The 13,737-nt window shown below is 34.6% G+C and carries 13 protein-coding genes; 8 read left to right on the top strand and 5 right to left on the bottom strand.

Translation table 11 applies throughout. The features are described 5' to 3' along the window. Positions 1 to 26: 26 nt before the first annotated feature. Entirely contained in the window at positions 27 to 1,031 is a 1,005-nt protein-coding gene (gap, locus tag KBP46_RS18675) for a type I glyceraldehyde-3-phosphate dehydrogenase (RefSeq protein WP_047096698.1), read from the top strand. 119 nt (positions 1,032 to 1,150) lie between these two features. Here gap and KBP46_RS18670 read toward each other — a convergent pair whose 3' ends face one another. After that, positions 1,151 to 1,771, bottom strand: a complete 621-nt coding sequence (locus KBP46_RS18670) for a hypothetical protein (protein WP_216443880.1) — start codon at positions 1,769 to 1,771, stop codon at positions 1,151 to 1,153. 14 nt (positions 1,772 to 1,785) lie between these two features. Beyond that, the gene (locus tag KBP46_RS18665) at positions 1,786 to 2,559 is read right to left on the bottom strand and encodes a hypothetical protein (protein ID WP_216443879.1); all 774 of its coding nucleotides are present in this window, start codon (positions 2,557 to 2,559) and stop codon (positions 1,786 to 1,788) included. Positions 2,560 to 2,807: 248 nt separating this feature from the next. Here KBP46_RS18665 and KBP46_RS23900 point away from each other — a divergent pair, with 248 nt between their 5' ends. The 4 genes from KBP46_RS23900 (at position 2,808) to recA (ending at position 5,486) form a co-directional block, all read left to right on the top strand. Continuing rightward, positions 2,808 to 3,155 (top strand): hypothetical protein, encoded by a 348-nt coding sequence (locus tag KBP46_RS23900; RefSeq protein ID WP_253297089.1) that lies wholly within the window; start codon positions 2,808 to 2,810, stop codon positions 3,153 to 3,155. Next, entirely contained in the window at positions 3,152 to 3,733 is a 582-nt protein-coding gene (locus KBP46_RS23895; RefSeq protein ID WP_253297088.1) for an oxygenase MpaB family protein, read from the top strand. The genes KBP46_RS23900 and KBP46_RS23895 overlap by 4 nt, the downstream gene beginning before the upstream one ends. Further along, entirely contained in the window at positions 3,646 to 3,990 is a 345-nt protein-coding gene (locus KBP46_RS23890; RefSeq protein WP_253297309.1) for a hypothetical protein, read from the top strand. Before KBP46_RS23895 ends, KBP46_RS23890 begins: the two co-directional genes overlap by 88 nt. 494 nt (positions 3,991 to 4,484) lie before the next feature. Beyond that, entirely contained in the window at positions 4,485 to 5,486 is a 1,002-nt protein-coding gene (gene recA / locus KBP46_RS18655) for a recombinase RecA (RefSeq protein WP_062676286.1), read from the top strand. A gap of 308 nt (positions 5,487 to 5,794) precedes the next feature. On the opposite strand, the gene KBP46_RS18650 is transcribed toward recA, so the two are convergent. Both KBP46_RS18650 and KBP46_RS18645 read right to left on the bottom strand, forming a co-directional pair. Further along, positions 5,795 to 7,228 carry a hypothetical protein gene (locus tag KBP46_RS18650; RefSeq protein ID WP_216443878.1) on the bottom strand — a complete coding sequence of 478 codons (1,434 nt, stop codon included), beginning with the start codon at positions 7,226 to 7,228 and terminating at the stop codon, positions 5,795 to 5,797. Between the two features lie 141 nt (positions 7,229 to 7,369). Further along, positions 7,370 to 10,264, bottom strand: coding sequence for a prolyl oligopeptidase family serine peptidase (locus KBP46_RS18645; RefSeq protein WP_216443877.1), 2,895 nt, complete (start codon positions 10,262 to 10,264; stop codon positions 7,370 to 7,372). A gap of 158 nt (positions 10,265 to 10,422) precedes the next feature. On the opposite strand from KBP46_RS18645, the gene htpG reads away from it, so the two are divergent. Both htpG and KBP46_RS18635 read left to right on the top strand, forming a co-directional pair. Then, positions 10,423 to 12,315 carry a molecular chaperone HtpG gene (htpG, locus tag KBP46_RS18640; RefSeq protein ID WP_216445503.1) on the top strand — a complete coding sequence of 631 codons (1,893 nt, stop codon included), beginning with the start codon at positions 10,423 to 10,425 and terminating at the stop codon, positions 12,313 to 12,315. 390 nt (positions 12,316 to 12,705) lie between these two features. Continuing rightward, complete coding sequence (locus KBP46_RS18635; RefSeq protein WP_216443876.1) at positions 12,706 to 13,098, top strand: helix-turn-helix transcriptional regulator; 393 nt, start codon at positions 12,706 to 12,708, stop codon at positions 13,096 to 13,098. 89 nt (positions 13,099 to 13,187) lie between these two features. Here the strand turns inward: KBP46_RS18635 and KBP46_RS18630 are convergent, their stop codons facing one another. After that, positions 13,188 to 13,484 (bottom strand): MGMT family protein, encoded by a 297-nt coding sequence (locus KBP46_RS18630; RefSeq protein WP_062676292.1) that lies wholly within the window; start codon positions 13,482 to 13,484, stop codon positions 13,188 to 13,190. A gap of 73 nt (positions 13,485 to 13,557) precedes the next feature. On the opposite strand from KBP46_RS18630, the gene KBP46_RS18625 reads away from it, so the two are divergent. Then, positions 13,558 to 13,704 carry a hypothetical protein gene (locus KBP46_RS18625; protein ID WP_183037440.1) on the top strand — a complete coding sequence of 49 codons (147 nt, stop codon included), beginning with the start codon at positions 13,558 to 13,560 and terminating at the stop codon, positions 13,702 to 13,704. The last annotated feature ends 33 nt before the right edge of the window (positions 13,705 to 13,737 follow it).

The following is a 13,737-nucleotide window of genomic DNA, read 5'->3' as shown; positions in this document are numbered from 1 at the left end:
TTATAATCTAATAAAAACAAACTATTATGTCAACAATCAAAGTAGGTATCAACGGTTTTGGTAGAATTGGACGTCTTGTTTTCAGAGCAATGACTGAAAGAGACAACATTGAAGTTGTAGGAATCAATGACCTAATCAATGCAGAATACATGGCTTACATGTTAAAATATGACTCTGTACACGGTATTTTCCCAGGTGAAGTTTCTGTAGAAGGAAATGACCTTGTTGTAAACGGGAAAAAAATCAGAGTAACTGCTGAAAAAGATCCAAGCAACCTAAAGTGGAATGAAATCGGTGCAGATTACGTAGTAGAATCTACTGGTTTATTCTTAGATAAAGAAAGCGCTGCAAAACACATTACTGCAGGTGCTAAGAAAGTAATCCTTTCTGCTCCGTCTAAAGATGATACTCCAATGTTCGTAATGGGTGTAAACCACAAGGAACTTACTGATGATATCAAAATCTTATCAAATGCTTCTTGTACAACAAACTGTTTAGCTCCTTTAGCTAAAGTAATCCACGATAACTTCGGAATCGTAGAAGGTTTGATGACTACTGTACACGCAACAACAGCTACTCAGAAAACTGTTGACGGTCCTTCAATGAAAGACTGGAGAGGTGGTAGAGCTGCTCTGAACAATATCATCCCTTCTTCTACAGGTGCTGCTAAAGCGGTAGGAAAAGTAATCCCTTCATTAAACGGAAAATTAACGGGTATGTCTTTCAGAGTACCAACTGTTGACGTTTCTGTAGTAGATTTAACAGTGAGAATTGAAAAGGCTGCTTCTTATGAAGAAATCTGTTCAGTAATCAAAGCTGCTTCTGAAGGTGAATTGAAAGGGATCCTAGGATATACTGAAGAGGCAGTAGTATCTCAGGACTTTGTAGGAGATAAGAGAACTTCTATCTTCGACAAAGATGCAGGTATCATGCTTTCTCCTAACTTCGTGAAACTTGTTTCCTGGTATGACAACGAAATGGGTTACTCTAACAAGTTAGTAGATATGCTTGTACACGCTGCTTCTTTATAATCAATAATGAGCGATAAGCATAAGTAATATAAAACCTTCCCAATGGGAAGGTTTTTTATAAATACTATATTTGTCATTTAGTACTTTTCCTTTCCAATTGTTTAAAAGTTTGTTGAGATTTATTTTTTTGTATTGTCATTGCCATTAGAAAATAAATTATAAGTTACAGCAAAGAAAATAGCTGGTTTATACATTTCAGAATAGGAAACATCTAAATAATTAGGATTAATAAAATTATCATTAGCATCTAAATTATTTCTATTAAGTTTTTTTACATTTACAAAAGAAAGGCCTCCTGTAAAAACAAGTCTGTTCTTTTCTAAAAATGCAACAGAAGGTCCAGCATAAAAATTGAGTTTTGCATCCGTATTAATACTAATTCCCGATGAAATACCAAACATTGCCGTTTTTCCAAAATCCCAAAATACATGAGCTAAAACTCCAACTGCATGTGTAATACTATTTTTTTCATTTTCGTAAACACCACTACTTTTACCATCACTACTATATTTTAAAAGATAATTATCATCTCCTATAAAACTTAACATATAACCAGTACTGAAATTAACTTTTACTCCACCAAATGTTGTAATTTTTATAGGCTCAAATTTCTCTAACTCTTTATTATCTTTTCCTAAAAGAACAGGAGTTATCACTATTTCATCATCTGTTAATTGAGTTGCCTTAGTAAATGTAACGAAATCATCATTTTTTATAGTTTCATATGTTTTTCTCCCCACAAACGCTTTATTTATTATTTCATTTTTTTCTTTTCTTCATTAACTATATCGATAATTTTTTTTGCAGAGTTCATTTCTTCTTCAAACATAACATTAGTAGAACTTACCTTTACATCATTAATTTTTGCTTTAGAACCATTAACACTAATTGTACCTAACAAAGAAATATTATCGGTTCTTGAATTAACATCTTTATAAAGTTTTTTCAATTCCACATATGATTTCTGTAATTCCAATATGTCTTTTTCTATAGGAGTATCTATTTCATATGTGTTTTCATATATTTTTTTTGCAAGAGCTTTAACTGAATCAACATTCTTTATAAAGTTATTATCTCCAAGTAATTCAACCAAAATATTATTTAGATTTGCTTTTCTCTCTATATTGGATGCTTTTTCTATTAAAACCTGATATTCAGCAATAAAATCTTCCTTAGAATTAAAAGAACTTGAAGCAGGATTTCTTCCTTTATTCTTATTTTCTTCACTTTTTTCTTCATTTCCTATAAAACTATCACTTATCGACTTTGGAATTTCAAATTGAAAATTTTCACCTTTAGCTTCTATATTACTACCTATTACTTTTAAAGGATTAACATTACTAATAACAAATTTTATAGTACTTCCTTTTTTTAATTTAAATCCAGCAGGATAATTATCCTTATTAAACGGTTTAATAAATATTTCTAGAGAATTTCCATTTTTTTCGGTAGAAGAAACCGAACAATTTTGTCCAAAAGCCATCCCCACCCAACCGAGCAGAAACAGTAATACAATTTTTGTTTTCATGATTTTTATTTTTCTGGTTAAGTTTTTTTGAATTTTAGAATTAGTTTATCATTGTAGAAAAACGAAATGTTTTTATAATTGAGTTTTCATGGTTATTAGTTTTGTTTTACACAAAGTTTCAAATTATATAAACACAAGTAAATTACCCGTTTGTGGTATTTTTCATAAAAGTTTTTCCTAGATAGCTGACAAATCTCACCAAAATATTTCAGCATAAAACTTGTACTTTTATAGGTAAAGGATGAAACATGATACAACCTCGTTTTAAAGATGCTCCCCATTTCAGGAACTTTTGGGAACATGGTAACGGAAGGCAGCTTATTGAATTTTCCGGAGCTAAAGTGAGCTTTGAAAAATTTGAAAAATTTGCACCCTATTTTTATCATACGGATGAAACGGGAGATGAGGTGGTAAAAGATGTTTATTTCACTAAAAAATTTCATGAGGCTTCAAGAGAGATTGAACACTATATCAGAAATGGAGTTTCGGAAACTGATGATGTTTCTGAAAGTGTAAAAAACTGTTCCATCAGACTCAGAAAGTTCCTGATTGGCTCGATTATAAACTTCTTAAAAGCGGTGCTGAACTTTGTATGAGAAGCAATTTGGATTCTCTGATCTCCCTGAGAGACTATTGTCTGATTGGCGGCTATGATTATGCCTACCTCAACAAACCCCTTATTGTCACAGAAGCACTGAAAAAAGGTGCAGTGAAGCGTCTTTCGGAAACATTGGATTTCTGGGTAAATGCAACCCGATACAATGCGCTGGAAGTTCATGCAAAAGGATATGAATTTGCGATAAAAACCCGTCTGATCCATTCCTACGCAAGACTTTCCATTAAAAAACATTATAAAGACTGGGATACAGAAAACTGGGGAGAGCCTATCAATTCATGGGATATGATGGCAACGTATATCGGGTTCAGTCTGGTATTTCTTCATAGTCTTCAGAAATTGGGAAATCGTTTTTCTGTTGAAGAAGAACAAGGAATTTTTCATCTCTGGAAATACGTAGGTTATCTTTTGGGAATTCCGGAGCAGCTTCTTCCTGACGATAAAAAACAGGCAACGGAATATTTTTATTTATGGACTTCTGTTCAGCCCCTTCAGATAAAGATTCTGTTCTTCTGGCTCATTCTCTGCTGGATGAATCTCTCGAAAATCCTATCTTAAAATTTGAATTCCAAAGAAAAAACTTAAGATATCTGCACATCTGCTGTACCTGGTTTCTTTTAGATGATGAAGTTTGCAAAAGATTACAAATTCCGGAAGTTCCTTTCAGAAATCTATTTCCAAAATCAAAAATACTTTTCAATACAATTTATGATCAACTGGTCAGTAGAGAATCGAGAATAAAAAGAGGAAACAAGGACCAGATGAAAGTACTGGAAGATTATCTTGCAATTACCAAAGGTTCAAATTTTCATTAAAATGTTATTTGGTTTGAAAGCGCAAATAGTGCAAAGAGTTTTCATGTACTATAGAAATTTTTAAGGCACAAGAACATTTCGACTCACTCAATATTATATTTTCAGGAAGGAAAAAGTTCATTTTTTTAGAATATTCTCGCAGATCAAACAGATAGTGCAGATTTTTATGAGTATCTGCGTAATCAGCAAAATCAGCGTGAGGTAAAAAACATATACACTACTCAATTTTATCGGGGATAAAATCCTTGCGCCTTAAAGCATAATCTATGTTAAAAGAATGGCGCCTTTGCGATTTCAAATAAAAACAACTTATCTTATTTAAGTAAAAAACATTTAAAAACACTTTAGATATTACATTCCGCATGTGCTTCGTTATGAATGAGATCAGCCGTAAAAATTTATCATTTTTTAACTCTAAAAACAGCTTTCAGGAATAAATAATATTAGCTTTTGATATATAAATTATGTATTTTTGAGAAATTATTTTAATAGAGATGAGTAACATTGATGATAAGAAAAAAGCACTCGCTTTAGTGCTTGACAAGCTAGATAAAACATATGGAAAGGGAACAGTAATGACTTTAGGTGATGAATCTATAGACAATACTATCGAAGTAATTCCTTCCGGTTCTTTAGGTTTAGATATTGCTTTAGGAATAGGCGGATACCCAAAAGGAAGAATCATTGAGATATATGGTCCGGAATCTTCAGGTAAAACAACGTTGACCCTTCATGCTATTGCTGAGGCTCAAAAAGCAGGTGGTATTGCAGCATTCATTGATGCTGAACACGCTTTCGACAGAACATATGCTGCGAAATTAGGAATTGATCTTGAAAACCTGATCATTTCTCAGCCGGACAACGGTGAGCAGGCTTTGGAAATTGCAGATAACTTAATCCGTTCAGGAGCTATTGATATCGTTGTAATTGACTCTGTTGCTGCTCTTACACCAAAAGCAGAGATTGAAGGTGAAATGGGGGATTCCAAAATGGGTCTTCATGCAAGATTGATGTCTCAGGCATTAAGAAAGCTTACCGCTACAATTTCAAGAACAAAATGTACTGTAATCTTCATCAACCAGTTGAGAGAAAAAATCGGTGTTATGTTCGGAAACCCTGAAACGACTACCGGAGGTAACGCCCTTAAGTTCTACGCTTCTGTAAGAATTGATATCAGAAAAGCAAGCGCACCTATTAAACAAGGTGATGAAGCTATCGGTAGCCGTGTGAAAGTGAAAATTGTGAAAAACAAAGTAGCACCTCCTTTCAAGCAGGCAGAATTCGATATCATGTATGGAGAAGGAGTTTCTAAAGTAGGAGAAATTCTTGATACTGCAGTAGATATGGGAATTGTGAAGAAAAGCGGATCATGGTTCAGCTACGAAGAGACTAAATTGGGTCAGGGACGTGATGCTGTAAAAGATGTTTTAAGAGACAATCCGGATCTTGCTGAAGAATTGGAAGCTAAGATCAAGGAAGAAATGAAAAACAAATAATTTTTCATAAAATATAGAAAAGGCAGTCTTCGGATTGCCTTTTTTGTTTTCAAAATAAAGATTTTTAACGCAAAGGTTTCGTCTGTATGCTGTTGTAATACTTTTAGGGGAGCAAAGAGTGGAATCAATTTCATTGATTCGTACTAAGCAAACGCCTCACTCCTTTAGCAACAAAGTCGCAATCTTTTGATCCTCCTATAATCAGCTTTCGAATCATATACTCTTTGTGATTAAATTAAATGAAGGATCAGAAAATAAAAAAGAGGTTATTCCGTAGAACAACCTCTTGAATTTCATCTTTTTTAAAATTATCCAGCAATTTTACCCTGAAGCTGAAGGGCTCCGGTAACCTTCATTCCTTTTGTAAGCGTTTCCATTCTCATGTTCTCTTTGTTCACAAAAGCATCAATGGTGAAGAAATCTTCATTCTCTTCATTGGTGATCAGCTTCAACTTCAAAATATATCCTTTAACACTTCTATCTTCAAGCAATTCAGTTTCCTTAAAGTCTACCACCTGACCAATAAAATCAAAACATGCATAATTAGGAAGATCCTGACTTGGTGCATAGGTTGTGAAATCTTCACTCATTTTCGTCCCGTCAGGTAAATCTGTATTGGTATGAATATCAAGGATGAAAACAATTCCACTGATATTTACCTTCAGATGAGGCTGTGTCATGTAGGTATTTTTGTTTTCAGCATAATCTGTCGCAAAGAACCAAACACCAAAGGTTTCTCTGGCAGGTCCTGCTACAATCGCCTGTAAATTCAAGGCATTTTCCCATTCCCTGATTGATCTTGTTTCAAAATCCAATGTATAATCCGTTGTAACTTCCGGAATGATAATGCTTAATTCCTCCGTTAAAGTAGTTTTAAATGTTACCCCATCAAATTCTGTTTTGCTCTTAATATCCACTGGTGGATCAGAAGATTCAGACTGTGTAAGAATAGCATTCAGATACTGACCGTAATCTTTAGTCTGGAAATTCTGATGACCAAAAATTCCACTCCATGTATTCATCATGTTATGAACGTTCGATTTTCTGATGATGATTCCTGCTTCATTCGTCATTTCAGGAGCTGCAATTCCTTCTGTATTCTGGAAATAATTTTGTCCCTCAATCAACTGATGATTCATGATTGCATTATTTTCTTCATGAGAAAACTCTGCAAAACCTTTGTAAGTAATATTCTGGTTTTCGAAAATATAAGGCAACCCTGTTTTCTTCTTTTCATCACCCGCAAAGTGATACGCAAGTGAAATTCCCTTGAACTCCCCTTCCTGAATGGCCGGAGTGTGATTACCGTTATGATCAAACTGAGAATGATACAGGATTACATAAGATTTAATCTTTCCTTCCTGAAGTTCACTTTCGAACTTTTCTTCCATTTGTGCAATCGCCTGTTGTGGAGAAAGTGCATAAGCATCTTCAGTAACCATATAGGCAAAACCTTCTACCTCCCCGTTTTCTTTTTCAAAAGCAGAAATAGGCGTATACTCTCCTCTTAGCTGAAGGGCAATAGAATACACGATATAATCATTATAAATCCTGATTTTTTCATATTCTTCATTTACTTTCGGTTCTTCTACCGGCTGCGAAGAGACTTCCGGTATTGTTTGCACAACTTCTTCCACCACTTCCTCTACTACTTTTTCTTCCGGCATTTCCATTTCCTGAACCGGAGTACTTACATTTTCCTGACTGTTATTTTTCTTCTTAAAAAAATCAAAGATTCCCATACTGTTATTTATAATTGGCGGTAAATATAATAAAAGTGCTCAACAGACCCAACATAAAAAAAATGCCATTGTGTCAGTGTGCTCTTTATTGTTTTGAGAATAAAAAATTCCGGCGGAGCCTTTGGCTCCGCCGGAATTTTATTAATTAGGTTTATCATCTGTAAGCTCAAATCCCCAATCTTTTCCTTTTTGGGTTGCCGGGATTCCTTTTGTCATCCAGACCGGAGCTTTAGCACCTTTAAGATAGTAATCAAAAAACTGCTGTTCCCGGATTTGAATATCTTTTCTGTTCTGGCGTTTCATAAGGTTATGATCATCACCATTATAATTCAGAAGCCATACCGGTTTTCCGAGACGGCGTAGTGCGGTAAACATTTCAATCCCCTGATACCATGGCACAGCTCCATCTTTATCATTACTCATAATAACTACCGGAGTCTGAACTTTATCAATGGTAAAAAGCGGTGAATTTTTAATATAAAGATCCGGTGCTTCCCATAAGTTTTTGCCCAATCTGCTTTGTGATTTCTCATACTGGAACTGTCTGTTCATTCCTGAAGTCCATCGGATTCCTCCATAGGCAGAAGTCATGTTAACAACAGGAGCCCCACTCCATGCAGCCGCATACATATTGGTGTGAGCAATAAGATAGGCTACCTGATAACCTCCCCAGCTTTGTCCCTGTATTCCGATTTTAGTACCATCTACCCAGGAATTTTGCTTTAGCTTTTCAACTCCTGAATTAATGTATTCCATCGCAGATTCTCCAGGAAAACCATCTGTATATGAAATATCAGGTGTGAAAACCAGATATCCGTTGCTCACAAAATAAGAAATATTTAATCTTGAAGGTGTGGGAGCTGGTGCAACATAACGGTTCAGATTGTCCGAAAGTTTTTCGTAGAAATAAACAATCATCGGATATTTTTTATTTGGATTGAAATCTTCCGGCTTGTATAAAACTCCTGTGGAAGTATTTCCTTTTGGTGTTGTCCAGTTTACCAATTCATCTGTTCCCCAGTTATATTGATTTTGCTGAGGATTAGTATTGCTTAGTTTTTGTTGTTCTGAGAAATCTGATGTTGCAAAAATATTGGGAGAATCTGTGTACGATTCTTTTACCAAAATATATTCCTCAGCATTTTTTGCTTTTTGAAGGGTTCTGTATCCCCAGACATTTTCCATCTGAATTTTTACAGGATCAGAATTCTTCTGAATGGATGTTTTAAAAATACCGTTCGCCTTAGTTGTATTATCAAACGCTGATAAATAAATAGTCGATTTTCGGTTTAAGCTTTTAATATCTTTATCCAAATCGTAAGTATCGAATGTTATTTTATTCTTACGTCCAACTCCATTGGTAATATTTCTTGGCTTTTTTGAACCATCCAGGAAAAATTCCCAAAGATCATAACGGTCTCTGATAATTACAGATTCATCATTATCTGTCCAGGATGCAATCCCGTAAGAATTTGGAAAATCCGGCATATCAAATTCTTCATCAACGAAGGAAACAGGTAGGCCTGTATTCAATGGCAGGGTTTGTTTTGTCTTCACATTATAGCTCAACCATTTCCCTTTTTCTCTGTCAAAGATCACAACAAATTTACCAAGCGGAGATACAGCTGCTGTTCCATTCAGGTTTTGAATAATTTCGGTTCTGTCTCCCGTTTTATTATCGATCAGAAAATACGTTTTCTTTGTTGCCCCTTCCCATTGTGAAGAAATCCGGTTGTTGATACTGGTAATTCCCAATGCAAATTCTGCATTTCCTTCATTCACCAATCGTAAAGTATCTAAGTCTTCACCATCAATATTTCTGAAGAAATCCGGTTTTTCTGTTTGCATTACTGCTGCATATGATTTCTTCAGATCATTTTTTAATTCTTTTAGCTGTACTGTTTGCAAATAGTCATCTCTATAGTTCCAGACATCTACTACAGCATGGTCATTCGCAATCAATGCCGTATCTTTTGCAACAGGTTTTGGAGCAACACCAAAATACAGCTGTTTTCCATTTTTACTGAATAGGGGTAATCGATTTTCAGAAATCACCCAATTCTTTTTCATCTGAGCATTCTCATTGGTGACAATTTCTTTTTTGTTTCCTTTAAAATTAAAGTAATACAACTGATACAATTTCACCAAATCATTCTGTGCAGAAGAAGTACCTACATAGGCCAACTGATTTCCATCTTCGTCAAAAGATAACTGGGAAAAGTCACCTTCCATTTCAGAAATTTTATTTACAGTTCCTTTTTGCAGATCTACTACCTGTACGGTTTGCAATGCATATTTCTTCGGCTTTGATTTATCAGTATCTTTTTTATCTGCAGATTTTTCATCTGTTGATTCTCTTCCTTCTTTTTTATCCTTTTTTTCGTCTGGTTTTTTTGTCACAAAAACAAGCTGCTTTCCATTTTTACTGAACTCGTAGCGTACAACATTATCATAGGTTGTACTTTTTCCATCCAATAGATTTCGTACTACAAGCTGTAAAGGTTTTACATTTTTGTCTTCGTCTTTATTTTCGTCTCCATCTTCTTTATCAGAAGCATCATCCGAAGATTTGTCTTTTATATTTTCCAAAAGGTAAGCAACATAAGAACCCGCTTTTTCGGGAATTTTAAATCCCTTTACATTAGGAATTTTCTCTGTTTTATCATTGACGAAATCAACAATAGCCAGACTGTCTTTCGTTAATTTATTTTTCTTCAGTTTTTTATCTTTTACCGCTTTTATATCTTTATACTGAGGTCTGATTTGAAACACAGCAAACCTGGAATCATTGGTAAAATCTACTTTTGTAGCTCTTTCAAACTTCTTTGTTGTTTTATTTTTTACAGAAAATAAAGAAAGGATAGAATTTCCTTCCTGAGCATCCACAGAATAGGCAACCCATTTACCATCATTTGAGATTTTTCTCGAGCCGATATTTTGCCAACTGTCATAAACAGAATGGTCTAAAGGCTTTTTCTGCGCATACACGAAACAAGTCATGATGAGCAGAATAAAAACTGTACATTTCAACTTCATTTTTAAAATATTTTAAGAATTAAAAATAAGGTATTTCTTTGAAAAATCCATAGGATATCCCTATTGGGCTATAAATTGGAAAAAATGTCAATCTGTCACATTCCTCCGGATGGTATTTTTTTTGAGAAATATTTGAAAATTAAAAATTATAAAATATGATGACTAAAGGAAATATTAATGTATCTGTGGAAAACATTTTCCCGCTTATTAAAAAATTTCTTTACAGTGACCACGAAATATTCTTAAGAGAATTAATCTCTAACGCAACGGATGCTACTCTAAAACTGAAGCATTTAACAAGCATTGGGGAAGCAAAAGTGGAATATGGAAATCCAAAACTTGAAGTTAAAATTGATAAAGACCAGAAAACTCTACGTATCATCGACCAGGGAATTGGTATGACGGCTGAAGAAGTTGAAAAATATATCAACCAGGTTGCTTTCTCAGGTGCTGAAGAGTTCCTTGAAAAATATAAAGATTCTGCTAAAGATTCGGGGATTATCGGACATTTTGGTCTTGGATTTTACTCTGCATTTATGGTGGCAGAAAAGGTAGAAATTCTTACAAAGTCTTACAAAGATGAACCGGCAGTACGTTGGATCTGCGATGGAAGCCCGGAATTTACTCTTGAAGAAACAACAGATAAAACAGACAGAGGAACGGAAATCATTCTTCATATTGCAGAAGATTCTGTAGAATTTTTAGAAGAAGCAAAAATCCGTGAATTGTTATTAAAATATAACAAGTTTATGCCTGTTCCGATTAAATTCGGGACTAAAACCCATACACTTCCATTACCTGAAGATGCTCCTGAAGATGCTGTGGCTGAAACAGAAGAGGTAGACAATATCATTAACAATCCGATTCCGGCATGGACCATCGCTCCAAGTGAACTGACCAACGAGGATTATATGAAGTTCTATCATGAACTGTACCCAATGCAGTTTGAAGAACCCTTATTCAACATCCACCTGAATGTTGATTACCCTTTCAACCTTACCGGAATTTTATTCTTCCCGAAACTGAGCAACAATTTGAATATTGATAAGGATAAAATTCAATTATATCAAAACCAGGTATTTGTAACGGATGAAGTAAAAGGGATTGTTCCAGACTTCCTGATGTTGCTGAGAGGTGTAATTGATTCTCCGGATATCCCATTGAACGTTTCCCGTTCTTATCTTCAGGCAGACGGTGCTGTAAAGAAAATTTCATCTTACATCACGAAAAAAGTAGCCGATAAAATGGCTTCTCTGATTAACGAAAACCGTGAAGATTATGAACAAAAATGGAACGACATCAAGGTAGTTATTGAATATGGAATCGTTACTGAAGAAAAATTTGCTGAAAAGGCAGACAAATTCACATTGTATCCTACCACAGATGGCAAATATTTCCTTTGGGATGAATTGGTAGAGAAAATCAAACCTAGCCAAACCGATAAGGATAACAAACTGGTTGTACTGTACGCTACCAATGCAGACGAACAGCATAGCTACATCCAGTCTGCGAGAGATAAAGGATATGAAGTTCTGTTATTAGATTCTCCTATTATTTCGCATGTGATTCAGAAACTGGAAACTTCAAAAGAAAATATTTCGTTTGCAAGAGTAGATGCTGATCATGTTAATAACCTTATCAAAAAAGACGAGCCGGTAATTTCAAAATTGAATGAAACGGAAAAAGAATCATTGAAAAAGAATGTAGAAGAAGCTATTCAGGATTCAAAATTTACGGTACAGCTTGAAGATCTTGACAGCAATGATGCTCCGTTCACTATTACCCAGCCTGAATTCATGAGAAGAATGAAGGAAATGCAGGCTACAGGCGGAGGCGGTATGTTCGGAATGGGAGGGTTCCCGGAGATGTACAATCTTGTGGTGAACTCAAACAGTGAGCTTTCCAGTCAGATCTTAAAGACTGAGAATGCTGAAGAGAAGGAAAGTTTAATCAAATATGCTCTGGATCTTGCCAAGCTTTCACAAAACTTACTGAAAGGAAAAGACCTGACAGATTTTATACAGAGAAGCTATAAGCAACTTGAAAAATAATTTACAAGAGACTGTTTCATTTTGAAGCAGTCTTTTTTTATCTGAAGAAAGATTGGAAAAACGCAAGGGTGCTGTTTTTTTGAATACTAAATATTTTAGGACGTAAGGATTTTGTTTTTGACAAAATTGTGTGCTGCTAATCCAAAACTTATTGGATTTAGAAACCTATAAGGTTTAAATACCAACTCTTCCATAATCTTTAATCAATCGGAAGTTATTGTGAAATAAACGGCTAGCACTAAGAAAATTTTCAACAATTACATCAGATAATATTGGTCTTTTTAAGTCTGGTTTCCTTTTATCGTTAATCTTATTCTTTATCACATATTTTTTTCTACTTTCTATTGTATAGCTTCTGCTTTTTTGCCATTTTTGTATAAAATGTCGGTCATGCAAAAAGAAAAATTACGCGTCATCAGAAAGCAAAAAGGCTATACTCAGCAACAGGTAGCTGACTTTATCGCAACAGATGTTTCCAATTATAGCAGAAAAGAAAGCGGTGATGTAAGAATTGTAAAAGATGAATGGGACAAACTTGCCCGTTTTCTGGATGTACCATTTGAGGACATTTATGAAGAGGACGAACCTGCAGTAATTATCAATAATGATCATCCTGTATTTAATGACAGATCATCTTCTGCGGGAGTAATTACTAACCAGAATAATTATGATAATATTCCGGGAGCTATCATTGAAAATCTACAAAACTATATTGCTCTGTTAAAAGAGGAAAATGAAAGACTGAAAGAAGAACTGAAAGGTCTCCCAAGAGGAAGAAAATAATACAGTTTCAAACTGTAGAAAATATTGATGTCACTTCATATTAATGTATGGAGTGACATTTTTTTATAATGAGATTAAATTTCATCAAATTACAATTCCTCCAATGGATCCCAGAACAGTTTTTTGAAATTTTTTATTCTGAGATTTTCCACAGTGATCCCTTCAGCTTCCAGCTTAGACTGAAATTCCGGAACAGACAGAACTCCTGAACTGGAAATTACCCGGTGAGCTGGAACATCCTTCGGACATCCTCCCATAGCTTTTCCTACATGTCTGGAATGATTAGGGTAGCCAACAGCCTTTGCTATAGCGCCATAAGTGGATATTCTTCCTTTGGGAATAAGTCTTGCCACTTCGTAGACCTGTTGTTTAAAAATCTCGTCCATATTTGTTTTCTATATTTTTGCATCATTTTTGAATTCTATCAAACTCGATGATGTTTCATTAAAAGATAAAGATATGAAAAAATCATTTTTCAGGCTGTTGAATGCAGTTAATAAAAAAGTTCTTCCAAAACTGAGTCATAAAGATCCTAATCATCTGACTAAGATGGAAAAGGGAATTCTGGCGTATCGTTATTTTGTACTGGTGAATTCATTAGATTGACTTATTTTTATGCAGATTCCACAGATTTCCACA

The sequence above is a fragment of the Chryseobacterium sp. PCH239 genome (assembly GCF_018924625.1).
Lineage (GTDB): Bacteria > Bacteroidota > Bacteroidia > Flavobacteriales > Weeksellaceae > Chryseobacterium > Chryseobacterium cucumeris.
The sequence above is the reverse complement of the archived record's forward strand: the minus strand, read 5'-3'. Positions and strand labels throughout refer to the sequence as shown.

Excerpts from the sequence above, each read along its gene's own strand:
- KBP46_RS18635 (WP_216443876.1), top strand. The coding sequence starts at position 12,706 with ATGCAAAAAGAAAAATTACGCGTCATCAGAAAGCAAAAAGGCTATACT.
- KBP46_RS23890 (WP_253297309.1), top strand. The coding sequence starts at position 3,646 with ATGGACTTCTGTTCAGCCCCTTCAGATAAAGATTCTGTTCTTCTGGCT.
- htpG (WP_216445503.1), top strand. The coding sequence starts at position 10,423 with ATGACTAAAGGAAATATTAATGTATCTGTGGAAAACATTTTCCCGCTT.
- gap (WP_047096698.1), top strand. The coding sequence starts at position 27 with ATGTCAACAATCAAAGTAGGTATCAACGGTTTTGGTAGAATTGGACGT.
- KBP46_RS18665 (WP_216443879.1), bottom strand. The coding sequence starts at position 2,559 with ATGAAAACAAAAATTGTATTACTGTTTCTGCTCGGTTGGGTGGGGATG.
- recA (WP_062676286.1), top strand. The coding sequence starts at position 4,485 with ATGAGTAACATTGATGATAAGAAAAAAGCACTCGCTTTAGTGCTTGAC.
- KBP46_RS18630 (WP_062676292.1), bottom strand. The coding sequence starts at position 13,484 with ATGGACGAGATTTTTAAACAACAGGTCTACGAAGTGGCAAGACTTATT.
- KBP46_RS18645 (WP_216443877.1), bottom strand. The coding sequence starts at position 10,264 with ATGAAGTTGAAATGTACAGTTTTTATTCTGCTCATCATGACTTGTTTC.
- KBP46_RS18650 (WP_216443878.1), bottom strand. The coding sequence starts at position 7,228 with ATGGGAATCTTTGATTTTTTTAAGAAGAAAAATAACAGTCAGGAAAAT.
- KBP46_RS23895 (WP_253297088.1), top strand. The coding sequence starts at position 3,152 with ATGAGAAGCAATTTGGATTCTCTGATCTCCCTGAGAGACTATTGTCTG.
- KBP46_RS18625 (WP_183037440.1), top strand. The coding sequence starts at position 13,558 with ATGAAAAAATCATTTTTCAGGCTGTTGAATGCAGTTAATAAAAAAGTT.
- KBP46_RS23900 (WP_253297089.1), top strand. The coding sequence starts at position 2,808 with ATGATACAACCTCGTTTTAAAGATGCTCCCCATTTCAGGAACTTTTGG.